16 protein-coding genes are annotated in these 16,871 nt (G+C 61.6%); 4 read left to right on the forward strand and 12 right to left on the reverse strand.

Annotated features, from left to right (window positions below):
* Positions 1-13: 13 nt before the first annotated feature.
* The 6 genes from ACQ7C1_RS03585 to ACQ7C1_RS03610 are packed head-to-tail and all read right to left on the reverse strand — an operon-like array spanning position 14 to position 6,167.
* Positions 14-1,288: an ABC transporter substrate-binding protein gene (locus tag ACQ7C1_RS03585; protein WP_430957341.1), complete on the reverse strand. Its 1,275-nt coding sequence runs from the start codon at positions 1,286-1,288 to the stop codon at positions 14-16.
* Positions 1,289-1,328: 40 nt separating this feature from the next.
* The gene (locus tag ACQ7C1_RS03590) at positions 1,329-2,054 is read right to left on the reverse strand and encodes a DUF624 domain-containing protein (RefSeq protein WP_430957342.1); all 726 of its coding nucleotides are present in this window, start codon (positions 2,052-2,054) and stop codon (positions 1,329-1,331) included.
* Positions 2,055-2,074: 20 nt separating this feature from the next.
* The gene (locus ACQ7C1_RS03595; protein ID WP_430957343.1) at positions 2,075-3,184 is read right to left on the reverse strand and encodes an ABC transporter ATP-binding protein; all 1,110 of its coding nucleotides are present in this window, start codon (positions 3,182-3,184) and stop codon (positions 2,075-2,077) included.
* 16 nt (positions 3,185-3,200) lie between these two features.
* Entirely contained in the window at positions 3,201-4,373 is a 1,173-nt protein-coding gene (locus tag ACQ7C1_RS03600) for a glycoside hydrolase family 88 protein (RefSeq protein ID WP_430957344.1), read from the reverse strand.
* Between the two features lie 4 nt (positions 4,374-4,377).
* A complete protein-coding gene (locus tag ACQ7C1_RS03605; protein ID WP_430957345.1) occupies positions 4,378-5,214 on the reverse strand; it encodes a carbohydrate ABC transporter permease in 837 nt (278 codons plus the stop codon).
* On the reverse strand, positions 5,211-6,167 hold the full coding sequence (locus tag ACQ7C1_RS03610; protein WP_430957346.1) for a carbohydrate ABC transporter permease: 957 nt from the start codon (positions 6,165-6,167) through the stop codon (positions 5,211-5,213). Before ACQ7C1_RS03610 ends, ACQ7C1_RS03605 begins: the two co-directional genes overlap by 4 nt.
* 221 nt (positions 6,168-6,388) lie before the next feature.
* Between ACQ7C1_RS03610 and ACQ7C1_RS03615 the strand changes: the two genes are divergently transcribed.
* Together ACQ7C1_RS03615 and ACQ7C1_RS03620 are read left to right on the forward strand one after the other, a co-directional pair.
* On the forward strand, positions 6,389-8,182 hold the full coding sequence (locus ACQ7C1_RS03615) for a heparinase II/III domain-containing protein (RefSeq protein ID WP_430957347.1): 1,794 nt from the start codon (positions 6,389-6,391) through the stop codon (positions 8,180-8,182).
* Positions 8,183-8,234: 52 nt separating this feature from the next.
* Positions 8,235-9,083: a carbohydrate-binding protein gene (locus tag ACQ7C1_RS03620; RefSeq protein ID WP_430957348.1), complete on the forward strand. Its 849-nt coding sequence runs from the start codon at positions 8,235-8,237 to the stop codon at positions 9,081-9,083.
* On the opposite strand, the gene ACQ7C1_RS03625 is transcribed toward ACQ7C1_RS03620, so the two are convergent.
* Positions 9,078-10,088, reverse strand: a complete 1,011-nt coding sequence (locus tag ACQ7C1_RS03625; protein ID WP_430957349.1) for a GlxA family transcriptional regulator — start codon at positions 10,086-10,088, stop codon at positions 9,078-9,080. The genes ACQ7C1_RS03620 and ACQ7C1_RS03625 overlap by 6 nt on opposite strands.
* Positions 10,085-10,651: an isochorismatase family protein gene (locus ACQ7C1_RS03630; protein WP_430957350.1), complete on the reverse strand. Its 567-nt coding sequence runs from the start codon at positions 10,649-10,651 to the stop codon at positions 10,085-10,087. The genes ACQ7C1_RS03625 and ACQ7C1_RS03630 overlap by 4 nt, the downstream gene beginning before the upstream one ends.
* A 206-nt stretch (positions 10,652-10,857) precedes the next feature.
* On the opposite strand from ACQ7C1_RS03630, the gene ACQ7C1_RS03635 reads away from it, so the two are divergent.
* Positions 10,858-11,526 (forward strand): response regulator, encoded by a 669-nt coding sequence (locus ACQ7C1_RS03635; RefSeq protein WP_430957351.1) that lies wholly within the window; start codon positions 10,858-10,860, stop codon positions 11,524-11,526.
* Positions 11,516-12,913, forward strand: coding sequence for a sensor histidine kinase (locus ACQ7C1_RS03640; RefSeq protein ID WP_430957352.1), 1,398 nt, complete (start codon positions 11,516-11,518; stop codon positions 12,911-12,913). The genes ACQ7C1_RS03635 and ACQ7C1_RS03640 overlap by 11 nt, the downstream gene beginning before the upstream one ends.
* A gap of 77 nt (positions 12,914-12,990) precedes the next feature.
* Here the strand turns inward: ACQ7C1_RS03640 and ACQ7C1_RS03645 are convergent, their stop codons facing one another.
* From ACQ7C1_RS03645 to ACQ7C1_RS03660, 4 genes are all read right to left on the reverse strand, one after another.
* Positions 12,991-13,872, reverse strand: a complete 882-nt coding sequence (locus ACQ7C1_RS03645) for an ABC transporter permease (protein WP_430957353.1) — start codon at positions 13,870-13,872, stop codon at positions 12,991-12,993.
* Positions 13,873-13,883: 11 nt separating this feature from the next.
* Positions 13,884-14,702 carry an ABC transporter ATP-binding protein gene (locus tag ACQ7C1_RS03650; protein WP_430957354.1) on the reverse strand — a complete coding sequence of 273 codons (819 nt, stop codon included), beginning with the start codon at positions 14,700-14,702 and terminating at the stop codon, positions 13,884-13,886.
* Positions 14,703-14,797: 95 nt separating this feature from the next.
* Positions 14,798-15,811 carry an ABC transporter substrate-binding protein gene (locus ACQ7C1_RS03655; RefSeq protein ID WP_430957355.1) on the reverse strand — a complete coding sequence of 338 codons (1,014 nt, stop codon included), beginning with the start codon at positions 15,809-15,811 and terminating at the stop codon, positions 14,798-14,800.
* 257 nt (positions 15,812-16,068) lie between these two features.
* Positions 16,069-16,797: a FadR/GntR family transcriptional regulator gene (locus ACQ7C1_RS03660; protein WP_430957599.1), complete on the reverse strand. Its 729-nt coding sequence runs from the start codon at positions 16,795-16,797 to the stop codon at positions 16,069-16,071.
* Between the last annotated feature and the right edge of the window lie 74 nt (positions 16,798-16,871).

Here is a 16,871-nt window from a genome sequence, read left to right on the forward strand (position 1 = left end):
TGTCGTATGGCGTTTACTTGATGGCCTTCACGCCTTCGGTCATTTCTTTCAAGCCGTCGTCAACGGAGGCGTTATCGGTCATGATCGCGTCATGGGCGCGGTTCAGGACGACCTCGATCTTGGCGGCGTTCGGATTGACCGCCATCTCCAGGTAGGTCTTCGACGGTATCAGCGCTTCCTTGCTGGCCGCGTCCTCAGGGAAGCCGGGCGTTGCTGCGATCTTCGCGCTGACGTCAGCGGTCTTGAGCGCGGGGAAGGTGCCTGTCGACGCGATAACGGCCGCGCCCTCCGGACCGGTGACGAATTTGATGAAATCGAGCGCGGCTTCCTTGTGGGTGGAATTGGCGTTGACCGCCAGGCCCGAAATCTGCGCCGCCGACGTGCCGGCCGCAACGCCGTCGGGATGCGGGAACTTCACGATGCCCCAGTTCTTGCTCTTCGATTCACCCGACTTCACCTTGGTGATCTGGGTGCCGACGAACCAGGTTCCCATCGGCAGCATGCCGATCGTGCCGTTGAAGAAGAGCGCCGAATAATGCGTGTTCGACGTCTTCAGGAAGGCGTAGGAGGGAATGGCGCCGTCCTTCTGCAGGGTGAGCGCTCGCTCGTACCACGGCTTCAGGAAAGCGTAATCGCCATCGACGAGCGTGTGTTTTCCGTCGAGGATGCCGGGCAACTGAACGGTCGAACGCCAGGTATGCAGCAGCGCGCCATAGGTCTTGTTGGTGCCCATGCCGCCGGCAAGCTTCTCGGCGGTTGCATCGAACTGCGCCCAGGTCATGTCATTGGTGGGGTAGGGCACGCCGGCCTTATCGAAAATGTCCTTGTTGTAGTAGACGACCCAGAAGTCGGAGCGGAAGGGTATCGAATAGATCTTGCCGTCGATGGTCAGTTCCTCGATCAGGCCGCCATAGGGAGCCGGATCGATCTTCTGATCTTTCACGAAGCCGCTGAGATCGGCGATGTTGCCGGCGCGCACCAGGTTGGTGTAGCCCGGCACGTCCTTGACGGTGACGATGTCGATGTCTTTCGAGCCGCCGGTCAGCTGCGTCGAGATCATCTGCTGATAGTCTTGCGAGCCGAGGTCCATCGGCTCGAACTTCACATTGGGGTGCTTGGCCTGATAGGCCTCGATCAGCGGCTTGTAATAGGCTGTCTTGTCCCAGTCCCACAAAGCCCATTTCAGGGTCACAGCATCCTGAGCGAGCGCTGTACCGGCCGTTGTTGCGGCCAAGGTGAAACCCGCTACGGCGAGTTTCACCGTCCTCCCGAATTTATCCAAATACATTTCTGTTCTCCTTCCCTGGATCGTCTCTGGATCGACTGTTTTATGATGCGTTTGGTGCATGCGGTTTACGGTGCGGCTGCGGTGTCTCCGGCTGGTCCACAACCATCACTGCCGCCCGATGGACGCCGAATGCGACGGCGAACATTCCGAGTGAAAAATTGAAAGTCGCCGGCATGAACACGGAAACCGGATAGAAGAGGATATGCGCCAGCCACAGGGCAGCGTTGAAGGCCAGTGCCACGATTGCCGGAAGCGGACGGACGACAGAGGCGAGCGCGGCGAGACGAAGGAGCCGCAGAGCCGGCAGGTCGCGCATCACCATCAGCACGATGAGATGGCAGGCGGTGACCGCAAGGAAGGCGGTGGCGACAAGCGCCACGGCGAGCGGGGCGGCGAGAATCAAGTTGTCCCGCGCTCCGGCGCCATAGGTGAGGATCACATAGATGCAGATCGCAAAGGCCGCGGCCAGCGCCAGACCCCAGGCGGTGGCGCGCCGGAAGTAACGCAGGAACGCTTCCGTGAAATCCCTGAGGAGATAGGTGTTGCGATCCTCCACCAAAGCCACCGAAACCCGCGCCATGGCGGCGAGTGCCGCCGGCAGCGTCACGACGAGGAGCGAGGCCAGGAGGAACAGGATGTTGAGCTTGACCACCTCCCACCATTCGCGGGCGAGGGTCTCGATGAACAGGGCAACGCCGGTCTTCGCAGGCGCATCCTTCGGAACGCCCGGCCCCTCCTTCGTCCACATGTCCCGCAGCCACTGCATCGCCGTCTCCCGCTGGCGCCTCAGTAAAGAATCGAGCGTTCGGTTTCCTTGTCGAACAGCTGGGCATTGCTCATGTCCGCCACCAGCGTCGCCTCGTCGCCGATCGCAGGCCGGAAGCGCGGCGACACGCGAGCGATGAGATTGCGCCCGCCGGCCACCATGTTCAGATGCACTTCCGAACCCATCGGCTCGGCAAGCTCCACCACCGCCTTGAGCGGCGCCAGGTTCTCGGGCGGAATGTCGGCCGGCGGCAGTTCGTGGAAGTTCTCCGGACGGATGCCGAGCACCAACTCGCGGCCCTCGTAAGGGGCGATTCTGCCCTTGTCGAAATGACCGGGCAGCGGCAGTTCCCGGCCGTCGAACACGGCAACGAAGCCGCCGCCCCGGCGCTGAATGGTCGAGGGCAGCATGTTCATCTGCGGCGCGCCGATGAAGCCGGCGACAAACATGTTGACGGGACGGTCGTAGAGGTTCTGCGGCGTGTCGACCTGCTGGATGTGCCCGTCCTTCATCACGACGATCCGGTCCGCCATGGTCATGGCTTCCACCTGGTCGTGGGTGACGTAGATGAAGGTGGCGTCGAGGCGCTTATGCAGCTTGGTGATTTCGGAGCGCATCGTCCCGCGCAGCTTGGCGTCGAGATTGGAAAGCGGTTCGTCGAGCAGGAAGACGGCGGGATTGCGCACCATGGCGCGGCCGAGCGCCACGCGCTGGCGTTGCCCGCCCGAAAGCGCTTTGGGCTTGCGGTTCAGCAGATGGGTGATGTCGAGGATCTTGGCCGCATCCTGGACCTGCTTGTCGATGAAATCGCGCGAAACCTTCCTCAGCTGCAGGCCGAAGGCCATGTTTTTGTAAACGGTCATATGCGGATAGAGCGCATAGTTCTGGAAGACCATGGCGATATCCCGATCCTTGGAGGGAACGTCGTTCATGACGTCGCCGCCGATCCGGAGCTCTCCGCCCGATATCTCCTCGAGACCGGCAATCATCCTCAGTGTCGTTGATTTGCCGCAGCCGGAGGGGCCGACCAGGATGATGAATTCCTTGTCCGCGATCTCAAGATCGATGTCGTGGACGACGGTGAGCGCGCCGTAGGATTTGTTCAGCTCTTTAAGCGAAATGCTGGCCATCGGGTTTCTCCTCACGTCACCAATAGGAAGACCAGCGGCGCGAAAGGCGCGTCAAAGCTTCCATGTAATAATAATCTCCCCAGGAGACGCATTCATCGACGCCTTCGCCGCGGCAGGTGTTGAAGGGCGATTTCTTCGAATAGGTGGCATGCAGCACGAGGCCGTTTGAAACCGCGGGGTCCTTGACCGCATAGTGATCGGTAAGGCTCTTCATCATACGCTGCGCCAACGTCCGGTAGCGCTCGGCGGCCTCGGCTTCGACGAGGTCGGCCATTTCGAGGAGGCCGCAGGCGGTGATCGATGCCGAAGAGCTGTCGCGCGGCTCGCCGTCGCCATCGGAAAAGACGAGATCCCAATAGGGCACCATGTCGGCCGGCAGCCGGTTGAGATAGAAGGCGAGCAGCCGGTCGAAGGTTTGGCGATATTCATCGATCCGCTCGTAGCGATAGGAGACCGCCATGCCCGCGATGCCCCAGGCCTGCCCGCGCGCCCAGGCGCTGTCGTCCCGGTAGCCCTGCTTGGTTGCGCCGCGCACAGGCGCTCCGGTCACCGGATCCATGTAGAAGGTGTGATAGGTGGAATCGTCAGGGCGAACCGAATTGGCAAGCGTGGTGCGGGCGTGAATAAGCGCGATCTCGCGATATTTCGGATCGCCGGTCTCGCGGCTTGCCCAATAGAGGAGCGGCAGGTTCAAGAGGCAGTCGATGATATAGCGATATTCTTCTGCCTTGCCCTTGTGGCCCCAGGCCTGGATGAATTGGCCGATCGGCTGGAAGCGCTCGATCAGCTGGTCGGCAGCGAGGATCGCGGCTTTGCGGCCGTCTTCGTCTCCGACCAGCTTCCAGGCGGCGATGCAGGACGGCGAATAGAGAAAGCCCATGTCGTGGTGGTCGGTCTCGATCCGATTGACGATCCGATGCAGGAAGGACTGGACCTGGATCTGCGCCGCATGCCGGAAAACCGGATCGCCGCCGTGCTCGAAGGCGAGCCACAGCTCTCCGGGCCAGAAGCCGGCGGTCCATTGGGTGTTCGCCACGGCGGGATAGAAATTTCCGACACTCGAATGGTTCTGCGAGGCGTAGGTGAATTCGGGAAGGTTACGCCGGATCTGCGTGACGGCAAGATCGAGCGCGGCTTTGACCTCTTCATCGGTGATCGGCTGCGGGGCGACTGAGGAAACGGCGTTCATGGATTTAACCCTTCAGTCCCGTCGAGGCGATGCCCTCGACGAAGAAGCGCTGCAGAGAGAGGAAGACGACGAGAACCGGAATGAGGGCGACGACGGATGCCGCCATGATCAGCCCGTATTCGGCCGAATATTGCGAGATGAACATGCGCAGGCCGATCTGGACGGTCTTCAGCTCGGTCTTGGTGAGATAGATCATCGGCCCGAGGAAATCGTTCCAGGTGCTGACGAAAGTGAAGATCGTCAGCGTCGAGAGGGCGGGCTTCGACAGCGGCAGCATGATGCGTGCCCAGATCTGATATTCGTTCATGCCGTCGATACGGGCTGCCTCGCAGAGTTCGGTCGGGATCGACATGTAGAACTGCCGCATCAGGAAGACGCCGAAGGCAGTGAAGGCCTGCAGGCAGATCAGCGCCAGATGCGTGTTGTTGAGGCCGAACTCGCGCATCAGCAGGAACTGCGGCACCATATAGACCTGCCAGGGCATGGCGATGGTGGCGATATAACCGAGGAACAGCGTGTTCTTGTAGGGGAAGTTCAGCTTGGCGAAGGCGTAAGCCGCAAAGCTTGAGGTCAGAAGCTGCAGCAGCGTGACGATGATCGTCAGCTTCGAGGTGTTGTAGATAAAGAGCGCAAGCGGGATCTTCGTCCAGATATCCACGTAGTTCTGCCATTGCGGCTGTGACGGTATCCACTCGATCGGGAAAGCGAAGACGTCGCGGCTGAGCTTCAGGGATGCCGAGAGCATCCAGGCGAAGGGCATCAGCATGACAATCGTCACCGTGATAACGATGGCGTAAAGGAGGACCGTTTTGGCGGTAATCTTACGTCCCGCGATCTTCATGCCTCATCCTCCCTCTGACGGCGGAACTGGAAGACCGTGACGGCGAGCACGAGCAAGAACAGGACGAGCGCCACCATGCTGGAATAGCCGAGATCCCAGGAAATGAAGGCCTCGTTGTAGATGTGGTAGACAAGAACCAGCGTCGAGGTGCCGGGGCCGCCCTGGGTAATCATGTAGATCTGGTCGAATACCTTGAACGATTGGATCGTCAGCATGACGGTCACGAAGAAGGTCGTCGGTCCGAGCTGCGGCACGGTGACATGGATGAACTTCTGCCAGGAATTGGCGCCGTCGAGATCGGCGGCCTCATAGAGTTCGGAATTAATGCCCTGCAGCCCGGCGAGATAGATGACCATGTAATAGCCCATGTTCTTCCAGATGCCGAAGAGGATCACCGTCACCATTGCCCAGTGGCGATCGGCCGCCCATCCCGGCATGTTTTTCGGATCGAGGCCGAGCGCATAGAGGATCATGTTCACCGGCCCCATCTCGGGATTGAAGATCATGTTCCACACGACCGCGACGGCGACCAGCGATGCGACATAGGGAAAGAACATCGCGGTGCGGAAGAAATCGCGCCCTACGATCTTCTGGTTTAGGAGAACGGCGAGGCCGAGCGCGCAGAGCAATGTCGCCGGCACCGAGGCAAGCGTGTAGATGATAGTATTCCAGAAGGCTGCGATGAAAGCCTTGTCCTCGAAGAGCCGCCAGAAATTGTCGAGCCCCGCGAAGGTGATCGCGTTCGAGCCGTCCCAATGCATGAATGCGAGCGCGAAAGCGAAGAGGATCGGCCCGAGCGTGAAGACGGCGAAGCCGAGGAAATTCGGCGCGATGAAAGAGTAAGCAATGAGCGCGCTGCGGATCTTGCGCTGCCGCTTGGACAAGACCGCGACCTTCCGGTCAGAAGTTGCCGGGGCGCCATCCGTTGCGATGACCGAATTCGATATGGACACCGATGCCTTCCTCCTGCGCGGATCTCTGCGACTGACGGCTTGTGGATTTCCTCTGCCGGCCGCCGCAATTCTCCCTCCGTCCAGCGGCATAGCACATATCTGGCACTCGTCAAACAAGTTATGAATAGATCATACAAATTTTATGGTAGACGCTGGAAACATATGATAGGTGAGCATGGAGGCCAGACGCTTGTGGCGGCTTTTTCAGCGCGGGGAGGAACATGTTCAGCGAGATTTCAGGAGATCTGACTGACAGCCTGGGCGACTTCACGCCCGGAGCGGTTTCTTCCGATCGAGACAGATGGAGCGCGGTGCCGCAGGCGATGCGCGAGGCGGTTATTCGCGATGCCGAAGCTACATTCGCGCGGGCATGGCCTCTAATCACCGCTTCGGATTATCGCGAATACACGACGAGCGGCAATCGCTCGCGTTTTGAGGAGCTTTATTTCACCAGGCGGCGGATGCTCAATGATGTCGTGCTGGGCGAGCTCGTCGAAGGCAATGGACGGTTCCTGTCAAAGATCATTGACGGCATCTTCCTGATCGCGGAGGAGAGCGGCTGGCAGCTTCCGGCGCATAACGCCTATGAACGTGGTGGCCCGCGCCTGCCGCTTCCCGATAATTCCCAGCCCGTTGTCGACCTCTTCGCCGCCGAAACGGCAGCCCTGCTCGCAACGATCGTCGCCGTGCTGGGCGAGGCGCTCGACGGCGTCAGCCCTGAGATCGCCGCACGGGTGGCGCGCGAGATCGAAGGCCGCATTCTCTTGCCCTATCTCGGTCGGCACTTTTGGTGGATGGGCCGTGGCAATGAGAGGATGAACAACTGGACAGCCTGGATTACCCAGAACGTCCTGCTGGCGACCTTCTCGCTGAACACCGATCAGGCGACGCGCCGGGCGGTTGTCGAGAAGGCGCTCGCGAGCCTCGACGCTTTCCTGAAGGACTATGCCGAGGACGGAGCCTGTGAGGAGGGCGTGCTCTATTATCGCCACGCGGCGCTTTGTCTCCATGGCGCCTTGACCGTTCTGGACGCCGCGGCGCCAGGCCTTTTTGCCGGGATCTGGCAGCAGCCGAAGATCCGAAACATGGCCGAATATATCGCCAACATGCATGTAGCCGGCCGCTACTATTTCAACTTCGCGGATTCCTCCTCCGTCCTCGAGCCCTGCAGCGCACGGGAATATTTGTTCGGCAAAGCGGTTGGTTCGCAGATGCTGGCGGACTTCGCCGCAGCCGACAGGGCTGCCGCCGAACACCCGCATTTGCCCGGGGAATGGAACCTCTGGTATCGCGTGCAGGAACTGCTGGCCGGTTCGCAGATCCGGATCGCCGAGCCGTGTGCGCTGTCGCGGCCGGACATTTTTTATCCCGGCATCGGCCTGTTTATTGCCCGCGACGATCGGTTCTCGCTTGCGGTCAAGGGCGGCAACAATGGTGAGGGCCATAATCACAACGACGTCGGCAGCGTGACCCTCTACAAGGACGGGCACCCGTTCCTGATCGATGTCGGCGTCGAGACCTATACGGCAAAGACCTTTTCGCCGCGGCGCTACGAGATATGGACGATGCAGTCGGCCTATCACAACCTGCCGACATTCGACGGCGTCATGCAGTCCGCCGGGGAAGCTTTCGGCGCGCGCGATGTCGAAACTGAATTCGGTGATAACCTGGCGCGCATATCTCTCGACATCGCAGGCGCCTATCCGGCGGAAGCGCAACTGCGCAGCTATCGGCGTGCCGTCTCCCTGGTTCGCGGACGCCATGTCGAGATCGTCGATACCTATGACGGCGACAAGGCGGCGGTTCTATCGCTGATGACATGCCTGCCGCCGACGATCACCCGGGACAGGATCGATCTTGCCGATCTCGGCAGCATTTTCGTCGACGGCGCCGGGCCGATCGAAATCGACGAGATCGAGGTGAATGATGTCAGGCTGAGGTCGGCCTGGCCCGAGAAGCTCTATCGCCTACGCATTCCGCTTGCGGGGTGTCTCCTGAAATTGCTGATAAATTAGATGGCTAGAGCCTGATGCTATCAGGAATCATCAGGCTCTGAGGAGGACGAACATGGAATTGACGCTGAAGATCGTGGATGCCGACGGGTTCGTATTGGCAAGCGCCACCGGGCAGGATGAGACCTTCCTGGTCTATCGCCAAAGCTATCGCGAAGGCGAGCAGGTGATTGTGGAAGTCTCCAGGCCCGGACATGTCTTCCTCGCGCTTGACAGTGCGATCCAACCCAGCCTGGTCTATATGAAACAATGCGCCTATGCGCTTACAGTGCCTTTCGGCGACAAGCGCAAATCCTATTCCCCGAACGCGTTCAGTGGCGATATCCACCGGCTGTCCGTGCGCTGCACGCGCCCCGAGGAGATCGCTCACCGACGCAATCTTGCGCTCAATCCCTGGGACGATCACGCCAATCGGGCGCTGTTTCCGCATGCGCGCGCCAATGTCGAAACCCGAGGCGAAGCGGTCTTTGCCGCCAGAAACGCCATCGACGGCGAAAAGGCCAATGACGATCATGGCTTCTGGCCCTATACGAGCTGGGGCATCAATCGCGATCCACAAGCGGCGCTGACGGTGGAGTTCGGCAGGCCGGTCCGCGTCGATGAAATTGTCTTCTACCTTCGCGCAGACTTCCCGCATGATTCCTGGTGGGAAGAGGTGAGCGTCACCTTCTCGAGCGGCAAGACCTCTCGTTTCCCGCTCGTCAAATCCGGCGCGGCGCAGGGCTTTTCCATCGAGCCTTGCATAGTCGAATGGGTTGAACTACACGGCCTCATCAAGGCTGAGGACATCTCGCCCTTTCCGGCGCTGACGCAGATCGAAATCTGGGGAACGGAGGTGGCCGGCGCTGCAATCTCCGGCGTCGAAGATGAGGTCGGGCGCGCGCCCCTTGCTCTTTCTCTATGAGTCTACCGCCGGTTTCGTCCGGGCCGCGCTCGGCGGGCTGTCATGCAGGCGGTTCCAGGCGCGGCGCAGTTGCCGGGCCGAGCCGAAGCCGGCGCGCATGGCCACGGCCTCCATATCCAACCTTGAGCCGGCGAGCATCTCCCGGGCGAGCGCTACGCGCATGCGGTTGACGAAATCCGTGACACTCATGCCGGTATGTTCATTGAACAGCCGTGAGAGGTTTCGCGGGCTGGCGCCGCTGAGGCGTGCGAGAGAGGCGACCGACCAGTCGCGGGAAGGATCGGCGGCGACTGCATCCTGTACGCGATGGATGGCCGGGTGGATATGGTTGCGGCCTTCGAGCCAGGGCGAAAGCTGCGGATCCGAGCCGCCGCGCCTGAGATAGACGACGAGATAGCGCGCCACCGCAAGCGCGCAGGCAGGTCCGGCCGCTTCGGCAACGATGTGCAGCATGAGGTCAATGCCGGCGGTGATGCCGGCGCTCGTCAGGCGCTCCCCATCCTCGACGTAGAGCCGATTGTCCCGGACGCGCGCGGTGGGCGCGAGCCTTGCCAGATCCTCCATACAGCCGTGATGGGTGGTGCATTCGCGGCCGTCGAGCATTCCGGCCTCGGCAGCGAGCAAGGCGCCCGAGCAGATCGAGGCCAGCCGAACCCCCGGACGAATAGCCCGCTTCAGCCAAGAGACGATCGCGGCCTGCGCGGCGCGCTCATCTTCGTCCCAGGGACGGTTGTTCTCCATCGGCACGTCGGCGCTGCCGGCGATGACTACAAGCGCATGATCGGGCAATCGCTCCGGCAAGGCGGCGACACCGGTCACCGCAAGGCCGATCGAGCTGCCGACCGTTGCCGACGGACCGACATAGGTGACGCTGAAACGGACTGCCTTCTGTTCGAGGTTCGCCTTGCGCAGCACTTCGATCGGACCGGCGATGTCGAGCAGCAGCACGCGCGGGGGCACGACGACGTAGACAGGAATATCGAAGGGCTGCGCTCTATCAGTCATGCCGCGAGTTGCTCTCCGCGCCCCGCCAGCGCCTGTTCGACGGTGGCGATCCGGGCGAAACGGCCCGACAGGACCAGTTCCGTGCGGCCCCGGATTTCCCCGGCGCTCCATGTGCGTCCCGATGCGTCGGTCATCGGGAAGGTCAGGGTCGCTTCGCCGACGTAGTCGATTTGATAACCGAGATCCGAGGCATGACGGGTCGTGGTCTCGCAGCACTGTTCGGTGCGGATGCCGGAGACGATGATGCGGCGAACGCCATTCCTGGTCAGCCATACGTCGAGGCCGGAACCGACGAGTGCGCTATGACGGTTCTTTCTGAAGATCGCTTCGGGAGCGATCCTGAGCGGAGCGAGCGTTCTGACGAAGCCCGAGCTTTCCGAAAACGGCCCGCTTCCATCGACATGAAAGATCTGGATGACGGGTATTCCGCGGGCTTCTGCGCCGTCGATCAGAGCCTGCTGGCGTTCGATATAGGCGGGTGCGAGGCTTTCATCCCAATAATCACGCTGCCGGAAGGACTCCTGGGCGTCGATGACGAGAAGAATGGTATCATAGCCGGACATTTCTTGCTCCTTGGATATTGCTGATGAAGCCATATTCGGCAATCTCAAGCCACAGGAAAATGCCCGCACTGGACAAATAGCGGACAATTCGCGCCAATGAATGCCATGAATGAGATTGAGCCCGGAGGGGAAGGCGATATCCAACGCCTGCCGGCCTTGCATGCGCACGCTTCCGCCAAGCCCTCAGCACGTGCTAAGTGGGACGGATGAAACTGCTTGTGGTGGAGGACAACAAGGATCTGGCGGCCTGGCTGGGCAAAGCCCTGCGGCAGGCGCAATACGCTATCGACCTTGCCTATGACGGCGAGGACGCCGAGCATCTGCTGAAGGTGGCGGAATATTCGGCGATGATCCTCGACCTTTCGCTGCCCAAGCTTGACGGGCTGACGCTTTTGAAGCGGCTGAGACAGTCCGGCAGCAAGCTGCCGGTCATTATCCTGACTGCGAATGCGAGCCTGGACGGCCGTGTGGCCGGGCTCGACAGCGGCGCCGATGACTATCTCGCCAAGCCTTTCGAAATTGCTGAACTCGAGGCGAGGATCCGTGCCGTGGTGCGCCGCGGCCAGGACCGGGCATCCTCCGAGATCACCGTCGGGAACCTGCGTTTTTCCGGGGGGACGCGGCAGTTCTTCGTCGCAGACGAACCGCTGCAACTGACGCCGCGGGAATATGCCGTTCTCGAACAGCTCGTCATGAAGCTCGGCACCACGGTCTCGAAAGCCGCCCTCTCCGGAAGCGTCTTCGGTTTCGACGACGAGGCCGATCCCAGCGCCATCGAAATCTACGTCCACAGGCTGCGCAAGAAGCTCGAGAACAGTTCGGTTCAGATCGCGACGCTGCGCGGGCTCGGCTATCTCCTCAGACATGTCCAATAATGTAGTGACAAAGGCCGGCGGAGCGATCGTGCGGCTCAGCCAGAGTCTGAGGGTGCAACTGCTCTGTTGGGTCCTGCTGACGCTCTTCGGCGCCATCGCCTTCAATCTCTACGACAGCTTCTGGTCGGCCGACGTGACGGCAAAGCTGGTGACGGATCGAACGCTCCTCGCCTCGGCGCGCGTCATCGCCGAGGCGGTGCGCGTCGACGAGGGCGGCAATGTTCAGGTGGATGTGCCGCCGGCCGCGCTCGAGATGTTCGATACCGGCTTCGGCGACCGCGTCTTTTACAGAGTCATCACCGCTTGGGGCAATCTGGTGAGCGGCTTTCCCGATCTGCCGCTGCCGGCCGTCCAGCGCGCCGGCGAGGATCGCGCCTTCCACGGCGCCGATGTGCGCATACTGATGCTCGATCATCCGGTCGTCGGTCTTCCCAACGACGGCACGATCTCCGTGACCGTCGCCGTGACGCATAACAGCCAATATGCGATGCGAAGACAGTTGTGGCTTTCGGATTTTTCGAAGCAGTTCGTGCTCGTCTTCCTCGCAAGCCTGGTGACCATCCTGGGGCTCCAGCGCGGCCTTGCGCCCGCTCTGAGGCTGCGGGACGCCGTGCGCCGGCGCGGGCGCAACCGTCTCGATCCGCTGCCGCCGGAGATGGTCCAGAGCGAGCTGCGCCCGCTCGTCCATGCGCTGAACGATCATATGGAGCGCGTCCAGAACCAGATGGCCGCACAGCGGCGCTTCGTATCGAACGCGGCGCATCAGTTGAGGACGCCGCTCGCGCTGATTTCGACGCAGGCGAGTGTCGCGTCCCGCGAAGACGATGCAGCCCGCCGCGACGAGGCGCTTGCTGCCCTGCGCACCAGCACGCGGCAGATTTCGCGCCTCGCCAGTCAGCTTCTGACCTTGTCGCGGGCCGAGCCCGGCAGCCGCCGCCCGCGCAGCGATGCGACCGATCTCAGCAAAGCTGCCCGCGAGATCCTGGAGACCTATGCCGAAGAGGCGCTCAAGCGCAACATCGATCTCGGTTTGGAGGCGGACCGCTCCGTTGTCGTCGAAGGCGACGGGACGATGCTGCGCGAGATGCTGGTCAACCTCATCGACAACGCAATCCGTTATAGCAAAGCCGATGGACGGGTGACCGTCGCCGTCGGGCAGGAGAACGGCCACGCCGTCGTCACCGTCTGGGATAATGGGCCGGGCATTCCCGAAGGGGAGCGCGAGCAGGTTTTCGAACGGTTCTACCGGATCATGGGAACCGAAAGCGAAGGGAGCGGCCTCGGGCTTGCGATCGTGCGCGAGGTCGTTGACGGCGCCGGAGGTTCGGTTTCACTCGGTGCTGCTGAAGGCGGCGGCCTCGTCGTGACGGTGCGGCTTCCGCTTTAAAACAGGCGACGCATCAAATGAATAAGGCCGGGCATAGCGCCCGGCCTTCGCTTCGATCTGCCTTGGGAGGAGGCGGATTACTGCGTATCAAGCTGCTGCTGCGGACGCCATTTCGCAAGGCGGTTTTCGATCAACGTCATGATGTATTCGGCAAAAAGAGTGACGACCATGACGAGGAGGATGGCCGCGAACATGCCGGCCGCGTCGAAGGTGCCCTTTGCGATCGAGATCAACTGGCCGATGCCGAAGCGGGCGCCGACGAATTCGCCGACGATTGCGCCGATGATCGCAAAGCCGAAGGAGACATGCAGGCTGGCGAAGATCCAGCTCATCGCCGAGGGAATGACAACCGTACGCGTCACCTGCCAGTCCGATGCGCCCAGGATGCGGGCATTGGCAATCATGTTGCGGTCGGCTTCGCGCACGCCTTGGAACGCGTTAGCGAAGACGACGAAGAACACCATGATGAAGGCGAGCGCCACCTTGGACGGCAGACCGAGACCCATGATCATGATGAAGATCGGGGCCAGGACGACGCGCGGGATCGAGTTGATCGCCTTAATGTAGACTGAGAAAATATCGGAGAGGAAACGGTTGCGGCCGAGGCCGATGCCGACGAAGACGCCGGTGATCGAGCCGGCGAAGAAGCCGATCAGCGCCTCCTCCATCGTCACCCAAAGATTATACCAGAGCGACCCTTCGGTGGTGCCTTCGGTCGCCCATTCGTAGAGCCGCTCAAGCACGCCGCTCGGGCTCGAATAGAAGAACGGGTCGATCCATTGCATGTTGGAGGAGAGCTCCCACATGCCGATTACGAAAACCAGGATGGCGATCTGCCAGAAGCGCACCAACGTGTTGCGCCGGCGTATCGCCTTCAGCGCGGAGGCTTCGATCTCGGCATCTGACGTGCCCGGGCGAAACAGGGTGGCCGAACCGGCCTCGAATGTGACGTGTGCCATGATATCCTCCGTCAGGCCGCTTCGCTTGCGCGGCGGTAGCTGGTCTCGACCTCTTCGCGGAGATCCTCCCAGATCGTCTTGCAGTAGTCGATGAAGCTCTGCTCGTAGCGGATCTCCGACACCACGCGCGGGCGGGGAAGATCGATCGGATAGACCGATTTCACCGTAGCGGGGCCGGCGGTCAGAACATAGACCTTGTCGGCAAGTGCCACGGCCTCTTCGAGATCATGGGTGACGAACACCACCGAGGCCTTGCGCTCGGCCCAGAGTTTCAGCAGTTCTTCGTGCATGACCGTGCGGGTCTGCACGTCGAGTGCCGAGAATGGCTCGTCCATCAGCAGGATTTCAGGTTCGTTGATGAAGGTCTGCGCCAGCGAGACGCGTTTGCGCATGCCGCCGGAAAGCTGATGGGGATAGTGGTGGAGAAACTTCGACAGGCCGACGCGGGCCAGCCAGTCGCGGGCGCTCTGTTCCGCCTCGGCGCGCGACTTGCCGCGGAACAGCGGACCGGCCATGACATTGTCGATCACGTTTTTCCAGGGAAAGAGCGCGTCGGTCTGGAACGCAAAGCCGACACGCGGGTCGATGCCGGTGATCGGCCCGCCCATCAGGCGGACTTCGCCGGCACTCGGGCGTGCGAGGCCCGTCACGAGGTTGAGCGTCGTCGACTTGCCGCAGCCGGTGGGGCCGACGACGGCGACGAACTCGCCGCGGGCAACCGTCATGTTGAAATCGCGCAGCGCAGTCAGCGACTTGCCGGTCGGCGAGACGAAGCGTCGGCTGACATTGATCAGCTCGATCGCTGGGGTCTGTTTGGTGTCCTGTTGCATGGTGATACCTGGAGGCGTGCTTAAGGGCGCGCACGCAATGCCCATGATCGAACGGACGCCGCTTCCGCTCAGGAGCTGGAAGCGACGCGACGGCCTCACTTGACGTTCTTGACGAACTCGGTCGTGTAGGTCTTGGAAAGGTCGATCTGCTTGCCCTTGACGTTCTTGGAGAACTCCGAGAGCACGGCAAGCACGGTCTGCGGACCGTCCTCCGGCATCACGCCGTCAGGCGTGAACATGCCCTTGCCCTCGTCGAGAGCCTTGATGTAGCCGTCCTTGTCGCCGACGTAGAAATCCTTCGGCATCTTGTCCGCGATCTCGGCGGCGGAATGCGTATTGATGTAGCGCAGCGTCTTAACGAAGGCGTTGGCGAGTTTCTGTGCCTCTTCCTTATGTTCCTCGACCCAGGAAGTTTCCATGTAGAGCGAAGCGGCCGGATAGGTTCCGCCGAGCGCCTTGCGGGTCGCGTCAACCGTGCGCATGTCAACGAGAACACTCGCTTCGCCCGTCTTGATCAGGCGCGAGATCGTCGGCTCCGTCGTCATGCCGGCCTGGATCTGATCCTGCTGCATCGCGGCGATGAACGTGCCGCCGGCGCCGACCGGAATGGTGACGACGTCGCCAGGCTTGAGGTCGGCCTTGGAGGCCATGAAGAGGGTGAGGAAGTTGGTGGAGGAGCCGAGACCGGTAACGCCGAGGCTCTTGCCCTTGAAGTCGGCCGGCGACTTGATCTCGGGATGTTTGCTCGAAACCATCTCGACCTCGCCCGGCGCCTGGCTGAACTGGACGATGGATTCGACGAACTTGCCCTTGGCCTGCAGGTCCACACAATGGTCATAGAAGCCGACGACGCCTTGGACGGCGCCTGCCAGCAGCTGGTTTTCGGCATCGACGCCGGCAGCTTCATTCAGCAGCTCGACGTCGAGACCTTCGTCTTTGAAGTAACCGAGGGATTCGGCGAGCTTAGCGGGCAGATAGATCTGTTTCTCATAGCCGCCGACCATGATGGTGATCTTGTCGGCCGCGTGGGCGGTGCCTGACGTGAACGAGGCTGCGGCGAGAAGCGCGGAAAAAGCGACGGTGTGAAAAAGGCTGCGTGAAGAACGCATTGATATCTCCTCCTGTTGGTTTGCCTGCATCGTCGTCTCGTCACCTCAACCCGTGTCTCCTCCACGATGCTGCCTTTTCCTAAGACGTCGAAGCTTTCAACTAGCTTTCAGCCGCGAACGATCAATCTATCGCGTGAATCGGCGGGGAAAATGATGGGCCGGCGCCCGAGCCAGCAAGGCGGGCAGCTTACAAGGCGGCAGAGCGTTTCCGCTGGCTTTGTCTCCCGCCAAGGCGCCCGGACGCTCGGGAGTGGATATCAGCTGGTAAAGTTTCGCAGATCCTTGAGCAGGTTGCGATATCTCGCCTGGCTGCCGACCAGATGCTCGCGCATGGCGTTGCGGGCGGCCTGATCGTCCCTGTCGGAAATGGCGACGACGATCGCTTCGTGTTCCCTGTGGATCAGCTTTCGGTAGGCGGTCTGTTCGGCCGTCCTTGTTTCCGGCACGAGCCTCGATTGCGGGATGATCGCCGAGCCTTGGGACTCCAGGAAGTGCTTGAACAGCGGATTGTTCGTCGCCTCGGCGATCGCGACATGGAGTTCGAGATCGGCCTCGCGGATCGATTGATCAGTCTCGATGCACTGGAGGATTTTCCGGTGGCATTCGAAGATCGCTTCCTCCTGCGCCGGCGAGCGGCGGAGCGCGGCAAGCCCCGCCGCCTCGATTTCGACAGGTGTGCGGATCTCCAGCACTTCCAGATCGGAGGCGACGCGGGCTTTGTCGACTTTGCGGCCCGACAGCGCCAGGTCGGGGCTGATCACGAAAATGCCCGCGCCCTGGCGCACCTCGACCAGCCCGTCAGAACGGAGCGCGGCCACCGCCTCGCGTACCACGGTGCGGCTGACGCTGTGTGTCTCGGTCAGCTCGTGCTCGCTCGGAAGCTTGTCGCCGGCGGCGTACTGGCCGCTGAGGATCGCTTGCCGCAGGCTTTCGCCGACCTGTGAAACCAGCGACCCCGAGCCCCTGCTGCGATCCTTCCCCTGCATAGCCACGCCTCGACCCCCGCATCGGCTTCGATCCGGCGCCGTTGGAACCAGCCGCGCGCCGAAATTTACGATTC

Source organism: Rhizobium sp. Nf11,1, from assembly GCF_050587665.1.
Classification (GTDB): Bacteria; Pseudomonadota; Alphaproteobacteria; order Rhizobiales; family Rhizobiaceae; genus Rhizobium.

What these genes read in the sequence shown, in the direction of transcription:
- ACQ7C1_RS03585 (WP_430957341.1), bottom strand. Translation starts at nt 1,288, where the DNA reads ATGTATTTGGATAAATTCGGGAGGACGGTGAAACTCGCCGTAGCGGGT.
- ACQ7C1_RS03590 (WP_430957342.1), bottom strand. Translation starts at nt 2,054, where the DNA reads ATGCAGTGGCTGCGGGACATGTGGACGAAGGAGGGGCCGGGCGTTCCG.
- ACQ7C1_RS03595 (WP_430957343.1), bottom strand. Translation starts at nt 3,184, where the DNA reads ATGGCCAGCATTTCGCTTAAAGAGCTGAACAAATCCTACGGCGCGCTC.
- ACQ7C1_RS03600 (WP_430957344.1), bottom strand. Translation starts at nt 4,373, where the DNA reads ATGAACGCCGTTTCCTCAGTCGCCCCGCAGCCGATCACCGATGAAGAG.
- ACQ7C1_RS03605 (WP_430957345.1), bottom strand. Translation starts at nt 5,214, where the DNA reads ATGAAGATCGCGGGACGTAAGATTACCGCCAAAACGGTCCTCCTTTAC.
- ACQ7C1_RS03615 (WP_430957347.1), top strand. Translation starts at nt 6,389, where the DNA reads ATGTTCAGCGAGATTTCAGGAGATCTGACTGACAGCCTGGGCGACTTC.
- ACQ7C1_RS03620 (WP_430957348.1), top strand. Translation starts at nt 8,235, where the DNA reads ATGGAATTGACGCTGAAGATCGTGGATGCCGACGGGTTCGTATTGGCA.
- ACQ7C1_RS03625 (WP_430957349.1), bottom strand. Translation starts at nt 10,088, where the DNA reads ATGACTGATAGAGCGCAGCCCTTCGATATTCCTGTCTACGTCGTCGTG.
- ACQ7C1_RS03630 (WP_430957350.1), bottom strand. Translation starts at nt 10,651, where the DNA reads ATGTCCGGCTATGATACCATTCTTCTCGTCATCGACGCCCAGGAGTCC.
- ACQ7C1_RS03635 (WP_430957351.1), top strand. Translation starts at nt 10,858, where the DNA reads ATGAAACTGCTTGTGGTGGAGGACAACAAGGATCTGGCGGCCTGGCTG.
- ACQ7C1_RS03640 (WP_430957352.1), top strand. Translation starts at nt 11,516, where the DNA reads ATGTCCAATAATGTAGTGACAAAGGCCGGCGGAGCGATCGTGCGGCTC.
- ACQ7C1_RS03645 (WP_430957353.1), bottom strand. Translation starts at nt 13,872, where the DNA reads ATGGCACACGTCACATTCGAGGCCGGTTCGGCCACCCTGTTTCGCCCG.
- ACQ7C1_RS03650 (WP_430957354.1), bottom strand. Translation starts at nt 14,702, where the DNA reads ATGCAACAGGACACCAAACAGACCCCAGCGATCGAGCTGATCAATGTC.
- ACQ7C1_RS03655 (WP_430957355.1), bottom strand. Translation starts at nt 15,811, where the DNA reads ATGCGTTCTTCACGCAGCCTTTTTCACACCGTCGCTTTTTCCGCGCTT.
- ACQ7C1_RS03660 (WP_430957599.1), bottom strand. Translation starts at nt 16,797, where the DNA reads ATGCAGGGGAAGGATCGCAGCAGGGGCTCGGGGTCGCTGGTTTCACAG.